We start from the raw sequence: 22,591 nt of genomic DNA, 5'->3' as shown, positions 1-22,591 counted from the left end.
GCGCTATTTCTGTGCCCTGAGCCGCCCGACGACGCCGGTGGGGAAGAAATAGACCGACAGGATGAACAACACCCCCAGCCACAACAGCCAGCGATCGGCGCTGAGCAGTTCGGGCAGCACCGGCAGCCCTTCGACCACGCCCGAGGCCACGCCCATCAGGTTCTGAAGATAGTTCTGCGCGATGACGAACACGGTTGCCCCGATGACCGCGCCATACATGGTGCCCATGCCTCCGATCACCACCATCAGCAGGATGTCGATCATGATCTCCATCGACAGGGCCGTGTCGGGTCCGACATAGCGCAGCCAGATCGCGTAAAGGCTCCCGGCCAGCGCCGCCACCGAGGCCGACAGGCAGGTCGCCGCGACGCGGTAATGCACCACGCGATAGCCGATCGCCTCGGCCCGGAAATCGTTTTCCCGGATCGCCTGCAGCACCCGCCCAAAGGGCGAGTTCACCACCCGCAAGAGCAGCAGGAACAGGATCAGGCTGCCGAAAAAGATCAGGTAATAGGACAGCAGCTTGCCGTTCAGTTTCACCCCGAACAGCTCTCCCCCGAACTTGAAGGCCGGGCCCAGCGCGCGCGGCGTCTTGAAGGTCAGCCCGTCCTCGCCGCCCGTCAACCCCGACAACTGGCTGACCAGCACCGCCACGGCCGAGGCGACCGCCAGCGTGATCATGGCGAAAAAGATCGCCCTGACCCGCAACGAGAACAGCCCGATCACCAGCGCAAGCGCGGCGGCGGTCAGCGCGCCCGACACCGAGCCCACCAGCAGCGCGTCGAACCCGCGCCCCATATGGGTCGAGGCCAGCGCCACGCCATAGGCGCCGAGGCCAAAGAACATCGTGTGGGCAAAGCTGACGATGCCGCCATAGCCCAAGAGCAGGTCATAGCTGGCCACCAGCACGACGAAGATGCAGATGCGCGCCGCCGTATCGACCGTGCGCACGCCCGGAAACAGGAACGGGGCCAGCGCGAGACAGACGAGGATCAGCCCGAGGATCACTGTCAGGGGAACCGAGCGCGGCATGTCGCCGGAAAGAAGTGTCTTGATCATTTCGCCTTCACCACCGGGATCATGCCCATCGGGCGCCACATCAGGATCGCTACCATCAGGCCGATGTTGGAAATCAGCGCCGCCTTGGGCTCAAGAAAGGCCACGTAGTTCTGCATCAGGCCGACCAGCAGGGCGCCGATGAAACAGCCCTCGACGCTGCCCAGCCCGCCGATGATCACCACGATGAAGATCAGGATCATCGCCTGGTTGCCCATATGGGCGGTGATGACCTCCTGATAGAGGCCCCACATCACGCCGCCCAGACCGGCCAGCGCCGAGCCGGCGATGAACACGCCGACAAAGACCAGCCGCAGCCGATAGCCCAGCGCCTGCACCATCTCGCCGTTCTCGACACCGGCCCGCACGATCAGACCGATCTTGGTGTGGCGCAGAACCCAGCGCATCGCCAGGAACACCACCAGCCCGATGCCCACGGCAACCAGCCGGTATTTCTCGATCGCCGCCCCGGCAAAGGTCACCGCGCCTTTCAGCGCCTCGGGGCGGGCGATATAGATCTCCTCGGGCCCCCACAGCACGATGATCAGCTGTTCCACAACGATCAGGCCGCCCATGGTGACGAGGATCTGTTTCAGGTGATGGCCATAGACCGGCTCGACGATCACCTTTTCAAAGGCCCAGCCCATCACCCCGGTCGCGGCCATCGCGCCAAACACCGCCACCATCAGCGCGGCAAGGTTCAGCGCCAGCGACGGCGCCGAGGTCATCTGCCCCAAAAGCAGCAGCACCGAGACCCCGACGAAGGCCCCGACGCTCACAAAGGCCCCGTGGCCGAAATTGATCACGTCCATCAGGCCAAAGACCAGCGTCAGCCCCGAGGCCATGATGAAGATCATCATCCCCATCGCCAGCCCCGACACCGTCAGCGTCAGCCACGAGGTCGAACTCGGGATCGCGAGGAAGCCCAGGACGATCAGAACCGGGATCAGCAGAACCGGCATCCAGGGCGCCAGCCTCTGCATCAGCGGCAGTTGCGCCATGGTGGGCGCGTGTTCGGGTGCTGCACTCATGCGCGGCCTCCCTGTCTTTTCGCTATGGGTGAATACCTGCTGAACATCGGATCAATGCGCCTCCATGCTCAGGCCCATCAGCCGTTCCTGCAGCTCGGCGTCGGTGGCCAGCTGTTTCATCTCGCCCGACCAGACCATCCGGCCGTCATCCATGACGTTGGCGCCGTCGCCCAGCGCCCTGGCGACCGAGAAATTCTGCTCGACCAGCAGGATCGACGCGCCCTGATCCTTCAGGTCGCGCAGCGCCCGCGCCATGGTCGAGATGATCGCCGGCGCAAGCCCCTTGGTCGGCTCGTCGATCAGGTACAGGCGGCGCTCCTCGATCATCGCCCGCGCGATCGACAGCATCTGCTTCTGCCCGCCCGACAGGTTCCCCGCCTCGGATTTCCAGAAGGTCTTGAGCGGTGGAAAGGCCGAGAACACCCAGTCCAGCCGCGCCGGGTCGATCGGCCCCGACACCGCGGCCAGCCTCATGTTCTCTTCGACGGTCAGATCGGCGAAAATGCCCATGTCCTCGGGCACGAAGCCGACGCCGGCCCGCGCGATCGCGGGGGTGGGCAACCGGGTGATGTCCTCGCCATCCAGCAGGATGCGCCCCTCGTGCGCGCGCCAGTGCCCGATGATCGTGCGCAGGGTGGTGGTCTTGCCGACCCCGTTGCGCCCCAGCAGCATCGTCACCGCGCCGCGCGGCACCTCCAGATCGACGCCCTGCAGGATGTGATACTGGGCGATGTTGGTATAGACGCCCTCGAGCTTGAGAATGGGGTCAGACATCTTCCAACTCCTGTCCCATGTAGGCCTCCTGCACCACCGCCGAGGCCATCACCTCGGCCGGGGCGCCATCGGCGGCAAGCGCGCCGTTGTGCAGAACGATGATGCGGTCGGCCAACGTGCGGATCACGTCCATCTTGTGCTCGACCAGCAGGATCGTGCGGTCTTTCTGATCCTTGAGTTCGGCGATCAGGTCCAGCACGACGGGCGCCTCGTCCACGCTCATGCCCGCGGTGGGCTCGTCGAACATGTAGACCGCCGGGTCCAGCGCGATCAGCAGCGCCACCTCGAGCTTGCGTTGATCGCCATGCGACAGCTCGGACACCACCTGGTCGCGGCTGTCCAGCAGGCGGACCCGGTCCAGAACGGCCTCGGCCGCCTCGGTCAGTTCGGTTTGACGGCTGGCCATGGAGAACAGGTTGAATCCCTGCCCGGCCTTGGCCTGCGCGACCAGCCGGACGTTCTCAAGCACCGAGAGGTTCGGAAACAGGTTCGTCAACTGGAACGCCCGCCCGATCCCCTCGCGGGTTCTGTGCGAGACCGACTGGCCCGCAATGTCCCGACCGCGCAGCAGCACCCGGCCCGAGGTTGCCGGGATCTGCCCCGAGATCAGGTTGAAATAGGTCGTCTTGCCCGCCCCGTTCGGCCCTACGATGGCGGTCAGCTCACCGGCCTGAAAGGCGCAGGTCACCGAATCCACGGCAACATGCCCGCCGAAACGGACGGTCAGGTCCTCGGTAGCCAGGATAGGAGGTGTCATGGATCAGGGTCTTCTTTTCACAAAGGACCGGCCCGGAGCACGCGGCTGCCGGACCGGACAAGTCCACACGGGGTTATTTGTTGCGGATCGGGATCGGCAGATCGTCGATCGTCAGTTCGCGGACAAGCTCGGGGATGGCCCATTCGACATTGTCATCCACCTTGATCTTGAAGTGATACATGGACTGCAGCGCCTGGTGATCCTCGGGGCGGAAGACCATCTTGCCCTTCGGCGTCTCCCACTCCATGCCTTCCATGGCCTCGATCAGGGCCTCGGTATCGGTGCCGCCGGCCTTCTTGATCGCCTCGACGACCGCGATGCCTGCCGCCATGCCGCCCGCGGTGAAGAAATCCGGCGGCGTGCCGAAACGCTCCTGGTGCTCCTTGACCAGCCAGTCATTCACCGGGTTTTTCGGGATTTCATAGTAGTAGTAGGTCGCCCCCTCCATGCCGGGGAAATCCTTGTAGCCCTTCATCGCTGCAAGGATGTTGCCGCCGGTGGCGATCTCGATGCCGAACCGGCCCGGATCCATGGCGTTGATCTTGCCCATCGGGTTGCCGCCACCGGCCCAGATGATGAACAGGCGCTTTTCGCCGTCCAGATCCTTCATCGCGTTGAAGATGCGTTCCGCTGCCGCGGTGAAATCGGTCGTGTCGGTCGGCACGTATTCCTCGTGCACGATGCCGGACCCTGCGCCTTCCAGCGCCTCCCTGAAGGCGGCGATGCCATCCCGGCCAAAGGCATAGTCCTGCGCCAGCGTCGCGATATGCACGTTCTCGCCCGCCAGCGCGATGGCGTTGGCCACCGCGTCTTGCGACGAGTTGCGCGAGGTGCGGAAGATGTAGCGGTTCCAGTTCTCGCCGGTGATCGAATCGGCCACCGCAGGTTCCACGATCAGCAGCTTTTCGTATTCCTCGGCCACCGGCAGCATCGCCAGCGCCACGCCCGAGCTGACCGGCCCGACGGCCAGGTCCACCTCGTCGTCGCCATAGGCCTCTTCCAGCAGGGCCTTGCCGTTCTCGGGCTTGAGCTGCGTGTCCTTCTCGATGACGACGATCTGTTCGCCGTCGATCTCCATGGTGCCGCCGGTGGCGTATTCCAGCCCCAGCATCAGCCCGTCATGGGACTGTTTCGCATAGGCCTCGAACGGGCCGGTCTTGCCATAGACATGGGCGATCTTGATGTCGGCGGCGGCGGCGGATGCCAGTGCCAGCGCAGACACCATCCCTGCGCACAGAATGCGTTTCACGTTGTTCCTCCCCGATGGTGCGCCACGGTTTCGGCGCTGCAATTTGTGAATGTCAAAAAGCTAGCGGGGACGGCACATGCCGGTCAATTATGCGGAAATACGTATGCGAGACCTGCTCAGGGCTTCGCCTTCCATTTCGCGGACAGGGCGCGCGCGTTCTGCGCCAGGACCAGAACGTCGATGCCCACGGCCAGGAACTGCGCCCCCATCTCCAGATAGGCCTGCGTCGCCTCGTCGGTCGTGCCCAGAATGCCCGGCGCCTTCCCGGCCGCGCGGATCCGGGCCAGCGCGTCGGCGATCACCGCCCGTACCTCGGGCGCGCCGCTGTTGCCCTGAAACCCCATGTCCGTGGACAGATCCGCCGGCCCGATGAACACGCCATCGATGCCCTCGACCTGCAGGATCTCGTCCAGCGCCGCGATCCCTGCGCGGTTCTCCACCTGAACCAGCAGGCAGATTTCCTGATCCGCGGTCTGGACATACTCCCCGACCGAGCCGAACCGGGTCGCGCGTGACGCGGCAGCCCCCACGCCCCGCGTCCCCTCTGGCGGATAGCGGCAGGCGCGCACCAGTTCGCGGGCCTGCTCGGCGCTTTCCACGATCGGCACCAGAACCGTCTGGGCGCCCGCATCCAGGACCATCTTGATGATCCATGTCTCGCCGATGGGCACCCGCACCACCGGATGCGAGGGGCTGGCCGCGAGCGCCATCAACTGATCCCGGATCGAGCGGATGTCGTTGGGCGCGTGCTCTCCGTCGATGACCAGCCAGTCGAACCCGGCGGTGCCCATGATCTCGGCCACCGCGGGTTCGGCAAAGCTCATCCAGCAGCCGATCAGCCGATCTCCGTTGTTTAGAGCCTGTTTGAACGTGTTTTTCGGGGCGGGCATGGGGAAACCTTTCAGGCGAAATTGATGTTGACCGAGCCGAACGGCCCGAAATCCGCGTGGAACTCCGAGCCCGGCGGGGCCTCGATGGGCCGGATGAACGATCCCGACAGGACGATATCCCCGGCCTCGATCGCAAGTCCATACTCGGCCATGCGGCGGGCCAGCCACAGAACCGAGGTGACCGGATCGTTCAGAACGCCCGCGCCAAGCCCCGTCTCCTCGACCACCCCGTTACGGGTCACGATGGCGCCCACCCAGCGCAGATCCTGCGCCTCGGGCACATGGCGCTCGGGGCCCAGGACGAAGCCGGCATTGGCGGCGTTGTCGCTGATTGTATCGGTGATGATCCGGGCCTGTCCGGTTTCCGGGTCGGCCCGCAGGACACGCGTGTCGAGGATTTCCAGCGACGGGCAGACATATTCGGTTGCCGCCACCACGTCCTCGCGCGCGCAGTCCTTTCCGGCCAGCGGCGCACGCATGACAAAGGCGATCTCGGCCTCGACGCGCGGCTGGATGAACCGCCCCGCCGGAACCGTGCCGCCCGACGGAAACGCCATGTCATCCAGCAGAACCCCGCTGTCGGGCGTGTCGATGCCCAGCGCGTCTTGCATCGCACGGCTGGTCAGGCCGATCTTCCACCCGACGCGGCGGCGGCCGGATGCGATCTTGCGGGCGACCAGCTGTTTCTGAACGGCATAGGCATCATCCAGCGTCATGCCGGGATAGCGCAGGCTCGGCAGACCGCATTGCCTGCCGGTCGTTTCGGCCTGCAGCAGCATGCCCGCGGCCTCGATATGCTGGTCGGGGGTCATTCGTCCTCCACCGTGTTGACGAGCTTGCCGATGCCCTCGGCCTCGATCTCGACCACGTCACCGGGTTTCAGAAAGCGCGGAGGATCGAACCGCGCCCCCGCGCCGGTGGGGGTTCCGGTGACGATGATGTCTCCGGGCACCAGCGTGGTGAAGGTCGAGATGTATTCGATCTGCCGCCGGATCGGGAACAGCATCCGGCTGGTGCGATCGTCCTGCCGCAACTCGCCGTTCACCTTGGTCGTCAGGCGGATGTCGTCCAGTTGCGCGGGGGCGGAAAAAGGCACTAACCAAGGGCCAATTGCCCCGGACCGGTCCCAGTTCTTGCCCTGCGTGACGTTGAACTTGGCGTGCCGCACCCAGTCGCGCAGCGTTCCCTCGTTGCACAGGGTGATCGCCGCGATGTGGTCATAGGCGCGGGCCTGCGGAATGCGGCGGCCGCCTTTTCCGATGACCACCGCGATCTCGGCCTCGTAGTCCAGCTGCGGCGTTTCCGGCGGGCGGATCAGCGGTTGCCCGGCCCCGGTGAAGGACCGCGGAAAGCGGATGAACAGCGACATGTTCGGCGGCGCCTCCTGCCCATCCTTGTATTCGGCGTTCCGGTCGGGAAAGTTCACGCCGACGCAGATGATTTTCTCGGGCAACGGGATCGGGATCTCGTAGCGGAAGCTGCCATTGGGGTGGGTGACACTCCGCCCCCGCGCCGCCAGCGCCAGATCATGCAGCGCATCGGCCGCGATCACTTCGCGCAGCGTGGGCCACTGGGGGAAGTCCGGCGACAGGGCGATCATGCCCTCATCCGTCGCCACGCCATAGTATGTGCCCCCGTCCGTTCTGTAGGTCGCAAAGCGCATCAGACCAGCCCCCGCGCAATTTCGGTGATGACGTCGAAGGCCATCATCACGTCCTCTTCGGTGGTTTCGAACTGCCCGGCCTGGAAGCGGATCACCAGGTCTCCGTCCACCCGTGTCTGGGTCAGGTAGATGCGGCCATCGTCGTTGATCGCGTTCACCAGCCGCAGATTCAGATCGTCCAAATCGGACGAACCGGGGTTTTCGGCCGGTACAAAACGGAAGGTCCACAGCGACCACATGGGCGGCGTGACGATCTGGAAATCCGGCTCGGCCGCCAGCCTGTTATGCAGCGCACGCGACCAGTTGATGTGGTTGCGCAGGCGCTGGCGCAGCCCCTCCAGCCCATAGGTGCGGATCAGGAACCACAGCTTGAGCGCACGGAACCGCCGGCCCAGAGGCACCGACCATTCCGAGTAGTTGATGATCCCGTCCTTGCCGTGGGTCTTGAGATATTCCGGGCTGATCGCCAGCGTCTGCACCAGATCGTCGGGATTTTTCAGGAAATGCGCCGAGCAATCGAACTGCACCCCCAGCCACTTGTGCGGGTTGAAGACGATGCTGTCGGCCCGCTCGATCCCCGGCCAGTAGTCGCGGTATTCCGGGCAGATCATCGCCGAACCCGCCCAGGCCGCGTCCACATGGCTGTAGAGGCCGTATTTCTCGGCAATATCCAGACAGCGATCGACCGGATCGGTCGCCCCGGTGCCGGTGCCGCCGACGCACAGAATGACGCCCGCGGGCTGAAAACCAGACTCTAAATCGGCCTGAATCGCCGTTTCCAGCGCCTCGGGGTCCATCCCGCGCCAGTCGCCCTTGATCGGGATGCGCATCAGGTTGGCCTGCCCGATCCCCGCCACCCAGATCGCGCGATCGACCGAGGTATGCACCTCGGACGAACAATAGACACGCAGCGGTTTCTGCCCGAACAGGCCGTGGCTGTTGCCCTGCCAGTTCAGGGCCTTTTCCCGCATGGTCAGCACGGCGGCCAGCGTCGCCGACGAGGCCGAATCCTGAATGACACCGGCAAACCCTGCGGGCAGGCCCAGCGCCTGCCGCAGCCAGTCCATCATGCGGGTTTCCATCTCGGTCGCCGCCGGAGAGGTCTGCCACAACATGCATTGCGGCGCGATGGCCGCGGCCAGGAACTCGGCCAGAACCGACGGAGCCGAGGCGTTCGAGTTGAAATAGGCAAAGAAACGCGGGTGCTGCCAATGGGTGATCCCCGGCATCACGATCTCTTCGAAGTCGCGGAAAATGTCCTCCATCGCTTCGGGTGTTTCCGGGGGCATCTCGGGCAGCGCGTTCAGCACCTCGCCCGGCTCGGTACGCGCCCGAACCGGCCTGTCCCCGACCGTCAGGTGATAGTCCTGGGTCCATTCGGCGATTTTCGTGCCCCAGTCGGCAAATTCAGTCCACTTCATCTCATCCCCTTCACGGCGCGACGATCGGTTGTGCTTTCAATGCGCTTGGAGCAGGCTCTATTCCTGCGAAAACCGAGCCCTCTTCGAACCAGCTGCGCGGCGCTGGCGCCCCCCACAACGTCTGGCGCTGCGGATCGGTCAGCGACCACTTGATCGGTTCCAGATCGGGATCAACGGTCTGGTAATCCGAGCAGTAGATCTCGATCCGGTGCCCGTCCGGGTCGCGCACATACAGGAAAAACGCGTTGGAAATGCCATGCCGCCCCGGCCCGCGCTCGATATTGCCGACATAGCCGGTGGTCGACATCAGATCGAGCAGGTCGATGATGTTGAGCGGGTTCGGCACCCAGAAGGCGGTGTGGTGCAGGCGCGGGCCGAGCCCGTTGGTAAAGGCCACGTCGTGCACGCCGCCCTTGCGGTGCATCCAGGCGGCCCAGAGTTTCCCGCTGTCGTCATCCTCGGTGTATTCGGTGACACGGAACCCGATCTCGTTGTAAAAGGCGACCGCCCCGTCCACATCCGCCGCGAACATGTTGAAATGGTCGATCCGCAGCGGTTTTACCCCGTGATAGAGTCTGTATTTCTGGTGAATCGGTTCCAACCGCTCCATCCTGACGTAGAATTCCAGCGGGATGCCCCACGGGTCGCGCGTGCGCAGGGTGCGGCCCATATGCGGGCGCTCGACCCACTCGACCGGCAGGCCCCGCGCGCTGAAGAACGCCGCCGCCTTGTCGAGATCCGGCTCGTCATACAGCTTGAACCCCAGAACCCCGACATCGGCCGTATCCGCCTGCTCCAGCACGATGCAGTGATGGCCGCGTTCTTCCATCGCACGCAGGTAGATGCGGCTGTCATCCTCGTGGGTCACCTGAAGGCCCAGCGTATCGACGTAAAAGGCGCGCGAGGCCGCAAGATCGGTCACGCGGTATTCGACATGGCTGAGCCGCACGATGTTGAAGGGCGGATAGAGGTTGGGGGCGGGAACGGGCATGGGGGCCTCCTTACTGAACCGGGAAGATCACGTTGGTCTGACCGGTGCCGGAACTGGGGAAATACTCGGTGGCGACTTCGCAGGGCGCGGTGTACCCGTCCCAGCCCAGCGCCCCGTAGAGCATGGCGGTATCGTGCATCGAGCCCTCACCACAGCAGAAATCGGCATATTCCTTGAGCATCTTCAGGAAGGTGGCATGGTCTCCCTTCTGCCACAACTCGAGAACGCGCAGATCCATCTGGCGGTTGAACTCGGAACTGATGGTGAAGGTGCCGTTGTTGGCGGCATAGTCCCGGTTGGCCCAGATCTTGTGGCTGAGCGAGCCCGAGGCGACCAGCAGCACCTTGCTGTCACTGGCCTCGACCGCGGCGCGGATCGCCTCGCCCACCACGCGGCTTTCCTCGTGGTCGTGGACGGTGCACCAGGCGGCGATGGAGACGACCTTGAACTCCCCCTCGCGGCTCATGAAGCGCATCGGCACCAGCGTGCCATATTCCAGTTCGAGCGAGTCGATCTGGTGCGACAGGGTATGGACGCCCATCTCCGTCGCCTTTTCGGCAATCGCATCGCCCAGCGCCGCGTTGCCCTGATAGTCATAGGGAAGGTCCTGGATGAACTGGGGAAACTCGTTCGAAGTGAACAGGCCCTTGAAGCGGTGGTTGGCGTTGATGTGAAAGCCTGCGTTGACCACCCAATGCGTGTCGCAGATCACGATCGTGTCCGCGCCCAGCGCCTTGGCGCGCCGGGCGATTTCCCGGTGCCCGTCGATCGCCGGTTTGCGGGTGCCTTCCAGCCGGCCGGGCTGCTCGGACATCAGCATGGTCGGAACATGGGTGCATTTGGCTGCAAGAACGATTTCGCCCATTCTCTCCTCCTCCAAGACGGGTTGCGCGGGCTCAGGCGCCGAGGCGCGGGATGTGGTGCTGACCGGTCGCGAACCCGATGTGTTTCTGTTCCATGTAGAACTCGAACGACCAGTCTCCGCCGTCGCGCCCGATGCCGCTGGCCTTGACCCCGCCGAATGGGGTGGGCAGGTGGCGGACGTTTTCGCTGTTGACCCAGATCATGCCCGCCTCGAGCGCGTCGGTGAAGCGCAAGGCCCGGGTCAGGTCGTTGGTCCAAACATAGCCCGTCAGGCCGTATTGGGTGTCATTGGCCAATGTTAGAGCCTGTTTTTCGTCCCTGAAGCGGATCGCCGTCAGGACCGGGCCAAAGATTTCCTCGCGCGCGATGGTCATGTCGTTCGTGGCACCAGTGAACAGGGTCGGCCGCACGAACCAGCCCTTGTCGCCCACCCGCTGCCCCCCGGCGGCGATGGTCGCGCCATCCGCCCGGGCGGCTTCGAAGTAAGAGGTCACCTTGTCGAAATGTTCCTTGTGGATCAGCGGGCCGATCTCGGTGGCCGGGTCCAGCGGATGGCCGACGCGGATGTTGTTCACCCGTTCCGTCAGCTTCTTCAGAAACGCATCCGCCACCGTGTCCTGGATCAGCAGGCGCGAGGACGAGGTGCAACGCTCGCCGTTTAGCGAATAGATCATGAAGATCACCGCATCCAGCGCCCGGTCCAGATCGGCGTCGTCAAAGACCACGACCGGGTTCTTGCCGCCCAGTTCGAAATGCACGCGCTTGAGCGTGTCGGCGCCCTGTTTCATGATCATCGAGCCCGTCCGGCTTTCGCCGACAAAGGCGATGGCCTTGATGTCCGGGTGTTCCGTCAGCCGTTTGCCCGCGTCTTCGCCAAAGCCGTTGACCAGGTTCCACACGCCGTCCGGCAGCCCGGCCTCATGCGCGATCACGGCCAGGATCCGGGCGGTCAGGGGCGAAAACTCGGCAGGCTTGTGGACCACGGTGCAGCCCGCTGCCAGTGCAGGCGCGATTTTCCAGGTGCTCAGCATGAAGGGCGTGTTCCACGGCGTGATGACCCCGACAGGGCCGATCGGCACGCGGGTAGTCACGTTCATCAGCGTCGGAGACGGCAGGTTCTGTCCATCCCGCGCCGAAGGCGCCCGGTCTGCGAAGAACCGGAAATTCTCGGCCCCGCGCAAAGCGGCCTTGGACATGAAACGCAGCGCCTGGCCCGTATCCCAGCACTCGCAGAGCGCAATCTCTTCGGCGCGTTCGACGATCAGGTCCGCAATGCGGTGCAGGATCTTCTTGCGTTCGGCCGCGGGCATGTCGCGCCACGCGGGGAACGCGACCTTCGCGGCCTCGGCGGCGGTGTTCACATCCTCGGCGCTGCTGCGGGCAACCTTGCAGATCAGGCTTTCGTCCACCGGAGAATGCGTCTCGAAGGTTGCGCCCGACGCGGCCGGAACCGACGCGCCGCCGATCAGGTTCCGGATGCCTTCGGCGCGAAACCGTTCGAGATGCGCGTTCAGTTTGCCGATATTGGTCTCGAGGTCCGTCATCGCGGTCAGCCCTTTGTCAGATGGTTACGGATGGTGCCGGTTTTCGGCGAAAGTTCGGGGTCGATGTCGCGCATCTCCATCGACAGCGCGATGGAGTGGCTGCGCATCGCCGGGGCGAGAAAGCCCTCGGCGGCCGAGAAGATAAGCGCGGTCGCCGCCTTGCGGGTCGCCAGATCCCGCCCGTCGCGCAGGCGGACTGAGATGTCGACATAGCCATGCGCCGGGTTGCCGTCGGCAATCGCGGTGCAATCGGCACGAAACGCCCGGACACGGATGCCCGCCAGAGGAAACACCCCGGTATCAGCTGCCGCTTTGCGCAACGCCTCGCACAGCCCGGCCATGTCCACCCGGTCCTCGATGTTGCCGGAATAATCCACGATGATGTGTGGCATGGTCATCTCCTTTTGTTAACATGTGAAGTATTTATTCGATTCTGTCAACCGGTCTCAATCCCCGGTTGCAGCACTCTTCGAATTCGGCAAGGATTCCTCATGACCAGAGATTTGCCACTGACCTCCCGCTCGCTTCCGATCGCCCTGTTGCGTGCCCGTGAAAAGGTCATGGGACCCATTCGGTTGATGCTTGCCGACGTCGACATCACCGAGCAGCAATGGCGTGTCCTGCGCGTATTGCAGGAGGAGGGGCCGCAGGATCCAACCCGGATCGCCGATCGCGCCTGCCTGCTGCTGCCCAGCCTCACGCGCATTCTGCAGAAGCTCGAGGAAAAGGGCTTGATCGCCCGGCGACCGGACCCCGAGGACCGGCGCAAGCAGGTGGTGCGTATCACCAAGGCGGGCGAAAAGATCATTCACGACAATTTGTCGGCAAGCATCCGGGCGGCTGAGCGCATCCGCGCCCATCTCGGCCCGGAACGCTACGAGATGCTGTTGGATCTGCTGAATGAACTGAACGAAATGGACAGCTGATCGGGATCGATCCGGTCGGGGAGGGCAAGGCGATCGTTCCGCTTGAGCCGCAGTGCGAGCCTGACCGAGGGGGACGAACGCCTTATTGCGACCATGGCACGCGCATTCGACGAAAGCGGTTAGTGTCCGCGCACGTGGTGTAATTCCTGCGCCTTCAACGAGCTTTGCCTGGTCTGGCCGCAATCCCGCAGCCTGTCGGAAGACGCAGAGCGTGTGCGAGGCTTGATACTGGAACAGGGCAGTCTTGCGCACCTGTCCGATGCGGATTTCTGACGTCGATCAAGAGAAAGAATCGAGGCCCCGTCGGAGCGGAGGGGGTACGCTCCGACGGGGTGGCCAGGCCTGGAGTAGATCGTTCACCTGGCCTGCGACCGGCTTCGTCAGGAACCTGTGCGACGTTCCGGCGCAAGCCTCGGGACGCGCACCAAGTTGGAAATTCAACTCTTGCACGGCGCAGAGACACCTGAGGGGGTCGGCTCTCTGCTTTATGCGCCCCGAAGCGTTCGGTTTGTGATGCCCAATCGGTTGTCTGTATACAATACCTTCCGTTTCGTTAGCCTTTGGCGCGCCTAAAGACCCCGCTTCTGCAGGTTCGGAAGAAAAAATGTGAGGTCCTCAACTCAGGCCTCGGGGATCACCGCGTTCCCGGCACACATGGCGGGAAGGTCCCTGTGGATAACTTTACCACAGAGCACCCGTGATCCAACCCCAACACGGCCATTATATTTCAACTCACGATCTTGTGCTTGCCCGCCCGCCCATATCTTGTGGCCGCGTTCAAGCAACCCACAAAACACCCTTTGACTGACACAAGATGGGTCAAAGCCGGGGATATTCCGGATATGACTCGCACCACCGGTTCGCGACGACCACATCGCAGACTGAAGCGCGTCCGCACCGGGCGAGCAGGACACGAACAAGGAGCACCCGCCATGACCGAATACCTGTTCAACCTTCCCGAGATCCCTGCCGTCCCGGTCGCTGGCGAAGCCGGCACCTATCCCATCGGCCGGATTTTCTGCGTCGGCAGAAACTATGCCGCCCATGCTGCCGAGATGGGACACGAGGTTGACCGCGAAGCACCTTTCTACTTCACCAAATCGGCTCCGAACGCGGTACTGTCCGGGGCCGTCGTTCCCTATCCCCCCGGAACCGAGGACTACCATCACGAGATGGAACTCGCCGTGGCGATCGGGCGCCCGGTGTTCCGGGCCGGGCGAGACGAGGCCATGGCCGCGATCTATGCCTATGGCTGCGCCCTGGACATGACCCGACGCGACCTGCAAATCCGCGAAAGGAAAAAGCAACGCCCGTGGGATCTGGGCAAGGATGTCGAGAACGCAGCCGTATTCGCTCCACTGACCAAGGCAAGTGACTGGGCCCCGGACGCGGAAAAGCGCATCCATCTGTCGGTGAACGGGGAACTCCGTCAGAACGCGACACTGGCCGAGATGGTCTGGAAGGTCGATGAGATCATCAGCCACCTGTCGGGCTTCTACCACCTGCGCCCCGGCGATCTGATCCTGACGGGCACCCCGGCCGGGGTTGGGCCGGTCGTGGCCGGTGACGTGATCACCGGGGGTGTGGACGGGCTGGCCCCGGTGGAACTGACCCTCACGCAGGCGGAATAGCAATGGTGCTCCCCCGTCGGGCAAGGACAACTATTCGACCACGGAGGAAAGACGGTGCTTGCGTCGCGGCGGGGTTCGGTTGCAGTCTTGGAAGATCATTGAACCTGTTCGCCCCTCCCCTGGGCCTGACCGCGCGCTCTGAACGCAACAGGCGCGGTGGGCCGAAAGACAGGAGAGCCAGACGGAGGAAAATGGGAGGCGGACAGAGATAAGCAGTATATTGCAAAATCAATCAATTTTCGCATTATATTGCCACAAATAGGGGTCAAAGGGAGGATGACATGACCTATCGGAGAACGCTTCTGGGCGTGATCGGCGGGGCTGCGGTTGCGGCCCTGGCCACGGGTTTCAGCGCGGGAACGGCGCTGGCGCAGGAAGTCACGCTGAAACTGCACCAATTCCTGCCGGCACAGGCCAACGTGCCGAAACTGGTTCTGGATGTCTGGGCCGACAATGTCGAACAGGCCTCGGAAGGTCGCATCAAGATCGAACGCTATCCGTCGATGCAGCTGGGCGGCAAGCCGCCGGAACTGATGGACCAGGCCATCGACGGCGTGGCCGACATCGTGTGGACGGTGGTGGGCTATACGCCCGGGCGCTTCCCCAGCACCGAAGTGTTCGAACTGCCCTTCATGATGACCAATGCCCGCGCGGTGTCGCACGCCTATTGGGAAATGTTCGAAAAGCACATGAAGGATGGCGAGTTCAAGGATGTCCACATCCTTGCGACCTGGGTGCATGGGCCGGGCATGATCCACACCGCCGAGCCGGTGGAGAAGCCCGAAGACCTGGAGGGCATGAAGATCCGCGGCGGCTCGCGCTCGGTCAACTCGCTGCTGACCAAGCTGGGCGCGACCCCGGTCGGCATGCCGGTGCCTGCCGTGCCCGAGGGCCTGTCCAAGGGCGTGATCGACGGCACCACCATCCCGTGGGAAGTGACCACGGCCCTGAAAGTGCCGGAACTGGTCCACAACCACACCGAGTTCGAAGGCCGCGCGCTCTACACGCTGACCTTCGTTCTGGCGATGAACAAGGAAAAGTATGAAAGCCTGCCCGATGACCTGAAAAAGGTGATCGACGACAATTCGGGGCTGGAGTTCTCGGTCTTCGCCGGCGGCACGCAGGCGGATGCGGATGGTCCGGCCCGGCAGGTTGCCGAGGATCTGGGCAACAACATCATCACGATCGACGAGGCCGGTGTCGAGGAATGGCGCAAGCTGGCCCAGCCGATCTATGACGAGTGGATTGCCGACATGGAGTCCAAGGGCAAGGACGGCAAGGCGCTGATCGAAGAAGCGCAGATGCTGATCGAGAAATACACGCCGCAATACGCCAACTGATCCGGCCGCATGAATGGCCGCGGCGCGAACGTGCCGCGGCCGAACGGCGCCTGCAACAGACCGAGGACCGATGCACAAACTGATGATGGGGCTGGCCAGAACACTGGCCATCGTCGGCGGGATCGTTCTGAGCCTCCTGATCCTGCTGACCTGCGTGTCCATTCTGGGCCGCCTGCTGAACGGAGTCTTCCACGGAGGCTTCATGCAGAGCGTCGCCCCCGGCTTTGCCAAATGGGCGCTCGACATGGGGGTGGGGCCGGTCAACGGCGACTTCGAACTGGTCGAAGCCGGGGTGGCCTTTGCCATCTTCTGTTTTCTGCCCCTGTGCCAGATCACGGCCGGCCATGCCTCGGTCGATATTCTGGCAAACACCTTCTCGGCCCGGGTGAACCGGTTCCTGCGCATGGTGACCGAGATCGTCTTTGCCGCGGTTCTGGTGCTGATCGCGTGGAAGCTGTTCGACGGCATGATGAGCAAGAAGGAATACGGTGAAACCACGTTTCTTCTGCAGTTTCCGATCTGGTGGGCCTATGCGCTCAGCTTTGTCGCGTCGCTCGCCGCGGCCATCGTGGGCCTCTACATGGCCGGTGTCCGCACAGTCGAATTCTATACAGGCCGCATCCTGATCTGGGATGGTGTGGAGGCAACCCATTGACCGCGCTTGAAATCGGAATCGCGTCGTTTCCGGCGCTGATGGTGCTGATCTTTCTGCGGGTGCCGATCGGCCTCGCCATGTTTCTCGTCGGTCTTGTCGGGCTGGTCTGGGTGACCGGCGGCACGCAGGTGGCCTTTGCCCGCCTCAAGAACGAAACCTACACGACCTTTTCCAGCTACTCGCTGACCATCGTGCCGATGTTCCTGCTGATGGGGCATTTCGCGACGCTGGGCGGCATGTCCAACGCGCTGTTCAAGGCGGCCGAGGGCTGGCTTGGCCACCGGCGCGGCGGGGTGGCGATGGCCGCCATCGGCGCCTGCGCGGGTTTCGGCGCGATCTGCGGCTCGTCTCTGGCCACGGCCGCCACCATGGGCCGGGTCGCCCTGCCGGAGCTCAAGCAATATGGCTATGCTGGGGGTTTCTCGACCGCGACGCTGGCCGCGGGCGGCACGCTGGGCATCCTGATCCCGCCTTCGGTCGTGCTGGTGATTTACGCGATCCTGACCGAGCAGAACATCGCCAAGCTGTTCCTCGCCGCTTTCATTCCGGGCATTCTGGCCGCCGTGGGATATGTGATCGCCATTTCGCTTTATGTGCGTCTCTACCCCGACAGCGCCGGCACCCGCCCGCCGGTCCCCTATTCCCAGCGGTTCGCCGCGCTGGTCCGGGTCTGGCCGGTGCTGCTGGTCTTTGGCCTGGTAGTCGGCGGCATCTACCTGGGCTGGTTCACCCCGACCGAAGGCGCCGCCGTGGGCGCGTTCGGCACCGCCGTCATCGCCTATTTCAACGGCGGCCTGACCCGCGCGTCGCTGGTCGACAGTTTCATCGTCACCGCCCGTTCGACCGCGATGATCTTTTTCATCATCCTGGGCGCCGGGTTCTACAACGGCTTTCTCGCCCTCACCCAGGTGCCGCAGGAGTTGTCGAACTTCGTCGTAAGCCAGGGCTTCTCACCCTGGGTCGTGCTGGCGCTGATCCTGTGTTTCTACCTCGTCTTCGGCTGCCTGATGGACAGCCTGTCGATGATCCTGCTGACGATCCCGATCTTTTTCCCGGTGATCTCGGCGATGGATTTCAACCTGATCTCGCTGCCCGCCATGCAGGCCGAGGCCGCGATGGAGGTTCTGAAAAACGGCATTCCAGACGGGATGGGGGCGGAAATGCTGGCCTCGATCCAGGAGGCCATCGCCACCGGCACGGAACTGACCCGTGAGCAGATGAAGGAACTGGGCATCCGCGTCACGCAGGGCATGGCCAACCGGATCGAGGCCGAGCATGTGGCGATCTGGTTCGGCATCCTCGTGCTGATCGTGGTCGAGGTGGGGCTGATCACGCCGCCGGTGGGGATGAACCTGTTCATCATCAACGCAATGGATCGCAAGACGCCGATGATGGAAACCTACAAGGCAGTGATCTTCTTTGTCGGCTCCGACATCGTCCGGGTGATCATCCTGGTCGCGTTCCCGGCGATCACGCTGTTCCTGCTGCCGGGATGACACCGCAACGGAGGACAATATGGCAGGTTACGTCGCGCATGATGTGATCCGCGAGGATGCCGGGGACGGCGTCATCCTGCTGCGATCCGCCCATCCGCTGCCCGAGCCGGTCCGCAAGACGACCGACTGGCTGCATCACTGGGCCAACGAGCGACCCGACGCGGTGTTTCTGGCCGAACGCAGCGGCCCGGGCTGGCGCGAGTTGCGGTATGGCGAGGCTCTGGAGCAGGTGAGGGCGCTGGCGGCGGGTCTGCTGGCGCGCGGGCTGAATAAAGAAACCCCCATCCTGATCCTGTCGGGCAACAGCATCACCCACGGGCTGCTGTCTCTGGCGGCGCAGTATGTGGGCATCCCGACGGTGCCGGTGGCCGAGCAATATTCGCTCATCCCCGGCGCCCTGAAACAGCTGCACCACGTCCTGACCCTGATCGACCCGGCGATGGTCTTTGCCGAAGACGGCGAAGGCTTTGCCGCCGCCCTGTCGATGGAACAGATGGCTGGCCGCCAGATCGTGGTGGGCCGGAACGCCGGAAACGGCATGTCGCTGCTCTCGGACCTGATGGCAGAGGGCGCCGACATTGACGCGGCCAACGCAAGGGTGGGTCCGGATACGGTGGCCAAGATCCTGATGACCTCGGGGTCCACCTCGGCCCCCAAGGGCGTGGTGACGACGCAGGCGATGCTTTGCGCCAACCAGGCTCAGTATGAGCAGGCCCTGCCGTTCCTGTCCGAACGCCCGCCCCGGCTGGTGGACTGGCTGCCCTGGAACCACGTCTTTGGCGGCTCGAACAATTTCAACCAGATGCTTGCCTTTGGCGGGGCGCTGTATATCGACGGCGGCAAGCCTCTGCCCGCGCTGATCGGCAAGACCTTTGAAAACAACCGGCTCATGAACGGGACCATCGCCTACAACGTGCCGGTCGGCTATGCGCGGCTGCGCGACGAGATGCGACGCGACGAGCGCCTGAAGCGGAACTTCTTTGCCGATCTCGACATGCTGTTCTATGCCGGCGCCTCGCTGGCACCCGATGTCTGGCAGGACCTCAGCGACATGGCGCAGGAGGTGCGCGACGAGGCGCCGCTGATCACCACCTGCTGGGGCATGACCGAAACCGCGCCCGCCTGCATCTTCCAGCACTTCCCCGCCAACCTGCCGGGAATCGTCGGCGTGCCGCTGCCCGGCATCACCGTGAAACTGGTACCGGAACAGGGCGACCGCTACGAGGTCCGGGTCAAGGGACCGAACATCTTTCCGGGCTACTATCGCGACCCGGAAAAGACCGCCGAGGCCTTTGACGAGGATGGGTTCTTTTGCAGCGGCGACGCGATGGCGCTGGTCGATCCGGAGGACGTGAACCGGGGCCTGCGCTTTGCCGGGCGGATGTCGGAGGACTTCAAACTTGCCTCGGGCATCTGGGTCCGGGCGGCGGCGTTGCGGCTTGAGCTATTGGTCGCCCTCGCTCCGCTGGCCGCGGACGTGGTCATCACCGGCGAGGGTCGAACCGAACTGGGAGTGATGATCGTGCCGACGCCCGCCTTGGCCGAAGGGTTGGCGCCCGAGGGCGGTGCGCTGCTGCCCGGACAGCAGGCGCAGGACATCGCGGCGCGCCTGGCAGAGGCGAACGGAGACAAGGGCTCGTCGGCCCGCATCACCCGCGCGCTCATCCTGTCCGAGCCGCCTTCGATGGCGGAGGGAGAGATCACGGCCAAGGGCAACCTGAATTTCCGCAAGCTGCTGGATTTGCGCGCGGCCGAGTTGGAACGTCTTTACTCTCCGAAGGACCCGGCGGTCATTTTTGTGCAGTAAACTGCAGATTCCCGATTGTGAAAACTGCATTATCTTGCATATTTGTGCGCGGGATGCATTATTGCACCGCAAAGAGGAACGCGCGCGGGATTCGCCCAATGACGACCCGAGCGCACCCCTCGGCGCCGCACAGGGGAGGATCGAGGATGAGCGGAAACGCCGCGCTGTATTTTGTTGACCGGCATCTGCGCGACGGGAACGGAGACCGACCGGCCTTTCGCGAGGCCGCCGGGCAGAAGAGAACCATGACATATGGCGAACTGGCCGACGCGTCCGACCGCGTTTCCGGCGCCCTTGCCCACGCCGAAATCCCGCGCGAATCCCGCGCCGCGATGCTGGTTCTGGACCAACTGGAATTTCCCCAGATCTTCTGGGGCTGCCTCAAGGCCGGGGTGGTGCCCGTTCCGCTCAACACGCTTTTGGCAACCCCGGTCTATGAAACCATCCTCAACGACAGCCGCGCCTCCTGCCTGTTCGTTTCCGAAGAGCTTTGGCCGGTGGTGCAGCCCGCCGCCGAAGCCTCACCGCATCTGCACCGGATCGTGGTGATCGGAACCGCGCCCGAGGGGGCTCAGAGCTTTGCCGATTTCATGGAAGGCGCTGAACCTTCCCCTGCGGTCGAAGCATCGGAAGATGACGTGGCTTTCTGGCTCTATTCCTCGGGCTCCACGGGCCAGCCAAAGGGCGTGCGGCACGTTCACGCCAGCCTCAAGGCCACCGCGGACACCTACGGCGCGCAGGTTCTTCAGATCGAACCGGGCGACGTGATCTTTTCCGCCGCCAAACTGTTCTTTGCCTACGGGCTGGGCAACGCCATGACCTTCCCGATGTCGGTCGGGGCCGAAACCGTGCTGTTCAACGGACGCCCCACCCCCGATGGCGTGATCGACATCATCGCCACCGAAAGACCCACGATCTTTTGCGGTGTGCCGACGCTCTATGCCGCGATGGTAGCGCAGCTTGAAAGCCAGGGCGTGCCGGATGTGAAGCTGCGCCGCTGCATATCGGCGGGCGAGGCCCTGCCCGAAGAGATCGGGCGCAGCTGGCAGCGGCTCTGGGGCGTCGATATTCTCGACGGTGTCGGCTCGACCGAGATGCTGCACATCTTCCTGTCGAACGCGCCGGGGGACGTGGCCTATGGCACGTCGGGCCGGCCGGTGCCGGGATACGAGGTACGCTTGGTGGATGAGAACGGCGCGGATGTGGGGGTTGGCGGACTTGGCGAACTGCTGGTCCGGGGCGCTTCGGCAGCGGATGGATACTGGAACAAGCGCGACAAGAGCCGCGCCACCTTCGAGGGCGAATGGACCCGAACCGGCGACAAGTATGAGCTGACCGAAGACGGGCGCTATGTCTACTGCGGCCGGACCGACGACATGTTCAAGGTCTCGGGCATCTGGGTGTCGCCCTTCGAGGTCGAACAGGCGCTGGTCGCGCACCCTGCGGTTCTGGAGGCCGCCGTGGTCGCGGCGCGCGACCGGGATGGACTGGAAAAGCCCAAGGCCTACATCGTTCTCAAACAGGTTGAAACGGACGGGCTGGCCGACGAGCTGCGAGACTTCGTCAAGGAAAAGGTCGGCAAGTGGAAATATCCCCGCTGGATCGACTTTGTCGAAGACTTGCCCAAGACCGCCACGGGCAAGATCCAGCGCTTCAAACTGCGGGAGGACAGCTGATGGTCGATTGGAGCCAGAACCCGGCCGAACCGATGACGGTGAACGGCGTCGCGCTGGAATACGCCTGCTACGGCCCGCCGCCCTCCGAGGCACCGACCATCATCCTGCTGCACGAAGGGCTGGGCTGCGTCGGCCTGTGGCGTGACTTCCCGGAAATCCTGTCGGTGCAGACCGGCCTGGGCGTGCTGGCCTATTCCCGACAGGGCTATGGCCAGTCGGATCCGGTCGATCTGCCCCGCCCGCTGGATTTCATGACGCGCGAGGCCATCGACGTGCTGCCGCATGTTCTGGATCAGGCCGGCATCCGACGCTGCATCCTGTTCGGGCATTCCGACGGCGCCACCATCGCCGCCATCTATGCCGGCAGCGTCGAGGACCACCGGGTGCGCGGCCTGATCCTCGAGGCGCCGCATTTCTTCACCGAGGAGATGGGGCTGGCCGAGATCGCCCGCGCGCGCGAGACCTTCGCGACGACCGACCTGAAAGAGAAAATGGCGAAGTATCACCGCGACCCCGAAGGTGCCTTTCGCGGCTGGTGCGACACCTGGCTGGATCCCGGCTTCGAGGATTGGAACGTCGCCGACGTGATCGACTATATCCGCGTGCCGATCCTTGTCGTCCAGGGGCGCGGCGACCAGTACGGCACGCTCGCCCAGATCGAAGAGATCGAAACCCGCGCCTATTGCCCGGTGGACACCGCAATTCTCGACTGCAAACACGCGCCGCATCTGGAAGCGCCGAAGGAAACCCTCGATGCGGTCGGCGAATACTGCGCCCGGCTGCTGCGCATCGAGGCGGCCGAGGTGGTTCCGGCCTGACC

Annotated in this window: 21 protein-coding genes; 8 read left to right on the top strand and 13 right to left on the bottom strand. The window is 64.0% G+C overall.

Annotated features, from left to right (window positions below; all coding sequences use genetic code 11):
• Positions 1–3: 3 nt before the first annotated feature.
• The 13 genes from AVO45_RS19200 to AVO45_RS19140 all read right to left on the bottom strand — a co-directional run bounded on the left by AVO45_RS19200 (position 4) and on the right by AVO45_RS19140 (position 12,632).
• Complete coding sequence (locus AVO45_RS19200) at positions 4–1,059, bottom strand: branched-chain amino acid ABC transporter permease (RefSeq protein ID WP_068350244.1); 1,056 nt, start codon at positions 1,057–1,059, stop codon at positions 4–6.
• The gene (locus AVO45_RS19195; protein ID WP_068350242.1) at positions 1,056–2,087 is read right to left on the bottom strand and encodes a branched-chain amino acid ABC transporter permease; all 1,032 of its coding nucleotides are present in this window, start codon (positions 2,085–2,087) and stop codon (positions 1,056–1,058) included. The genes AVO45_RS19200 and AVO45_RS19195 overlap by 4 nt, the downstream gene beginning before the upstream one ends.
• 51 nt (positions 2,088–2,138) lie before the next feature.
• On the bottom strand, positions 2,139–2,861 hold the full coding sequence (locus AVO45_RS19190) for an ABC transporter ATP-binding protein (protein ID WP_068350240.1): 723 nt from the start codon (positions 2,859–2,861) through the stop codon (positions 2,139–2,141).
• Complete coding sequence (locus tag AVO45_RS19185) at positions 2,854–3,618, bottom strand: ABC transporter ATP-binding protein (RefSeq protein WP_068350239.1); 765 nt, start codon at positions 3,616–3,618, stop codon at positions 2,854–2,856. The genes AVO45_RS19190 and AVO45_RS19185 overlap by 8 nt, the downstream gene beginning before the upstream one ends.
• Positions 3,619–3,691: 73 nt before the next feature.
• Complete coding sequence (locus AVO45_RS19180; RefSeq protein WP_082688878.1) at positions 3,692–4,867, bottom strand: substrate-binding domain-containing protein; 1,176 nt, start codon at positions 4,865–4,867, stop codon at positions 3,692–3,694.
• A gap of 116 nt (positions 4,868–4,983) precedes the next feature.
• On the bottom strand, positions 4,984–5,757 hold the full coding sequence (locus tag AVO45_RS19175; RefSeq protein WP_068350237.1) for an HpcH/HpaI aldolase family protein: 774 nt from the start codon (positions 5,755–5,757) through the stop codon (positions 4,984–4,986).
• A gap of 11 nt (positions 5,758–5,768) precedes the next feature.
• Entirely contained in the window at positions 5,769–6,569 is an 801-nt protein-coding gene (gene hpaH, locus AVO45_RS19170) for a 2-oxo-hept-4-ene-1,7-dioate hydratase (RefSeq protein ID WP_068350236.1), read from the bottom strand.
• Positions 6,566–7,420: a fumarylacetoacetate hydrolase family protein gene (locus tag AVO45_RS19165; RefSeq protein WP_068350235.1), complete on the bottom strand. Its 855-nt coding sequence runs from the start codon at positions 7,418–7,420 to the stop codon at positions 6,566–6,568. The genes hpaH and AVO45_RS19165 overlap by 4 nt, the downstream gene beginning before the upstream one ends.
• On the bottom strand, positions 7,420–8,841 hold the full coding sequence (locus AVO45_RS19160; protein WP_068350234.1) for a pyridoxal phosphate-dependent decarboxylase family protein: 1,422 nt from the start codon (positions 8,839–8,841) through the stop codon (positions 7,420–7,422). Before AVO45_RS19160 ends, AVO45_RS19165 begins: the two co-directional genes overlap by 1 nt.
• A gap of 10 nt (positions 8,842–8,851) precedes the next feature.
• Positions 8,852–9,832, bottom strand: coding sequence for a 3,4-dihydroxyphenylacetate 2,3-dioxygenase (hpaD, locus tag AVO45_RS19155; protein ID WP_068350233.1), 981 nt, complete (start codon positions 9,830–9,832; stop codon positions 8,852–8,854).
• A gap of 10 nt (positions 9,833–9,842) precedes the next feature.
• Entirely contained in the window at positions 9,843–10,697 is an 855-nt protein-coding gene (hpaD, locus tag AVO45_RS19150; RefSeq protein WP_068350232.1) for a 3,4-dihydroxyphenylacetate 2,3-dioxygenase, read from the bottom strand.
• A gap of 31 nt (positions 10,698–10,728) precedes the next feature.
• Positions 10,729–12,240, bottom strand: coding sequence for a 5-carboxymethyl-2-hydroxymuconate semialdehyde dehydrogenase (gene hpaE, locus AVO45_RS19145; protein ID WP_068350230.1), 1,512 nt, complete (start codon positions 12,238–12,240; stop codon positions 10,729–10,731).
• A gap of 5 nt (positions 12,241–12,245) precedes the next feature.
• Positions 12,246–12,632: a 5-carboxymethyl-2-hydroxymuconate Delta-isomerase gene (locus AVO45_RS19140; RefSeq protein WP_068350288.1), complete on the bottom strand. Its 387-nt coding sequence runs from the start codon at positions 12,630–12,632 to the stop codon at positions 12,246–12,248.
• A 99-nt stretch (positions 12,633–12,731) separates the two neighbouring features.
• Here AVO45_RS19140 and hpaR point away from each other — a divergent pair, with 99 nt between their 5' ends.
• From hpaR to AVO45_RS19100, 8 genes are all read left to right on the top strand, one after another.
• Positions 12,732–13,166 carry a homoprotocatechuate degradation operon regulator HpaR gene (hpaR, locus tag AVO45_RS19135; RefSeq protein ID WP_068350227.1) on the top strand — a complete coding sequence of 145 codons (435 nt, stop codon included), beginning with the start codon at positions 12,732–12,734 and terminating at the stop codon, positions 13,164–13,166.
• Positions 13,167–14,098: 932 nt separating this feature from the next.
• The gene (locus tag AVO45_RS19130) at positions 14,099–14,797 is read left to right on the top strand and encodes a fumarylacetoacetate hydrolase family protein (protein ID WP_068350225.1); all 699 of its coding nucleotides are present in this window, start codon (positions 14,099–14,101) and stop codon (positions 14,795–14,797) included.
• A 281-nt stretch (positions 14,798–15,078) separates the two neighbouring features.
• Positions 15,079–16,137, top strand: a complete 1,059-nt coding sequence (locus tag AVO45_RS19125) for a TRAP transporter substrate-binding protein (RefSeq protein WP_068350223.1) — start codon at positions 15,079–15,081, stop codon at positions 16,135–16,137.
• A 70-nt stretch (positions 16,138–16,207) separates the two neighbouring features.
• A complete protein-coding gene (locus AVO45_RS19120; RefSeq protein ID WP_068350221.1) occupies positions 16,208–16,792 on the top strand; it encodes a TRAP transporter small permease in 585 nt (194 codons plus the stop codon).
• Positions 16,789–18,288: a TRAP transporter large permease gene (locus AVO45_RS19115; RefSeq protein WP_068350220.1), complete on the top strand. Its 1,500-nt coding sequence runs from the start codon at positions 16,789–16,791 to the stop codon at positions 18,286–18,288. The genes AVO45_RS19120 and AVO45_RS19115 overlap by 4 nt, the downstream gene beginning before the upstream one ends.
• A 19-nt stretch (positions 18,289–18,307) precedes the next feature.
• A complete protein-coding gene (locus AVO45_RS19110) occupies positions 18,308–20,095 on the top strand; it encodes a feruloyl-CoA synthase (protein WP_068350218.1) in 1,788 nt (595 codons plus the stop codon).
• A gap of 146 nt (positions 20,096–20,241) precedes the next feature.
• Positions 20,242–21,771, top strand: coding sequence for a benzoate-CoA ligase family protein (locus AVO45_RS19105; protein WP_068350216.1), 1,530 nt, complete (start codon positions 20,242–20,244; stop codon positions 21,769–21,771).
• Positions 21,771–22,589, top strand: coding sequence for an alpha/beta fold hydrolase (locus tag AVO45_RS19100; RefSeq protein ID WP_068350213.1), 819 nt, complete (start codon positions 21,771–21,773; stop codon positions 22,587–22,589). Before AVO45_RS19105 ends, AVO45_RS19100 begins: the two co-directional genes overlap by 1 nt.
• The last annotated feature ends 2 nt before the right edge of the window (positions 22,590–22,591 follow it).

Origin of the sequence: Ruegeria marisrubri, assembly GCF_001507595.1 — a bacterium.
GTDB classification, from domain to species: Bacteria; Pseudomonadota; Alphaproteobacteria; order Rhodobacterales; family Rhodobacteraceae; genus Ruegeria; species Ruegeria marisrubri.
This window is presented reverse-complemented; position numbering and strand designations above follow the sequence as displayed.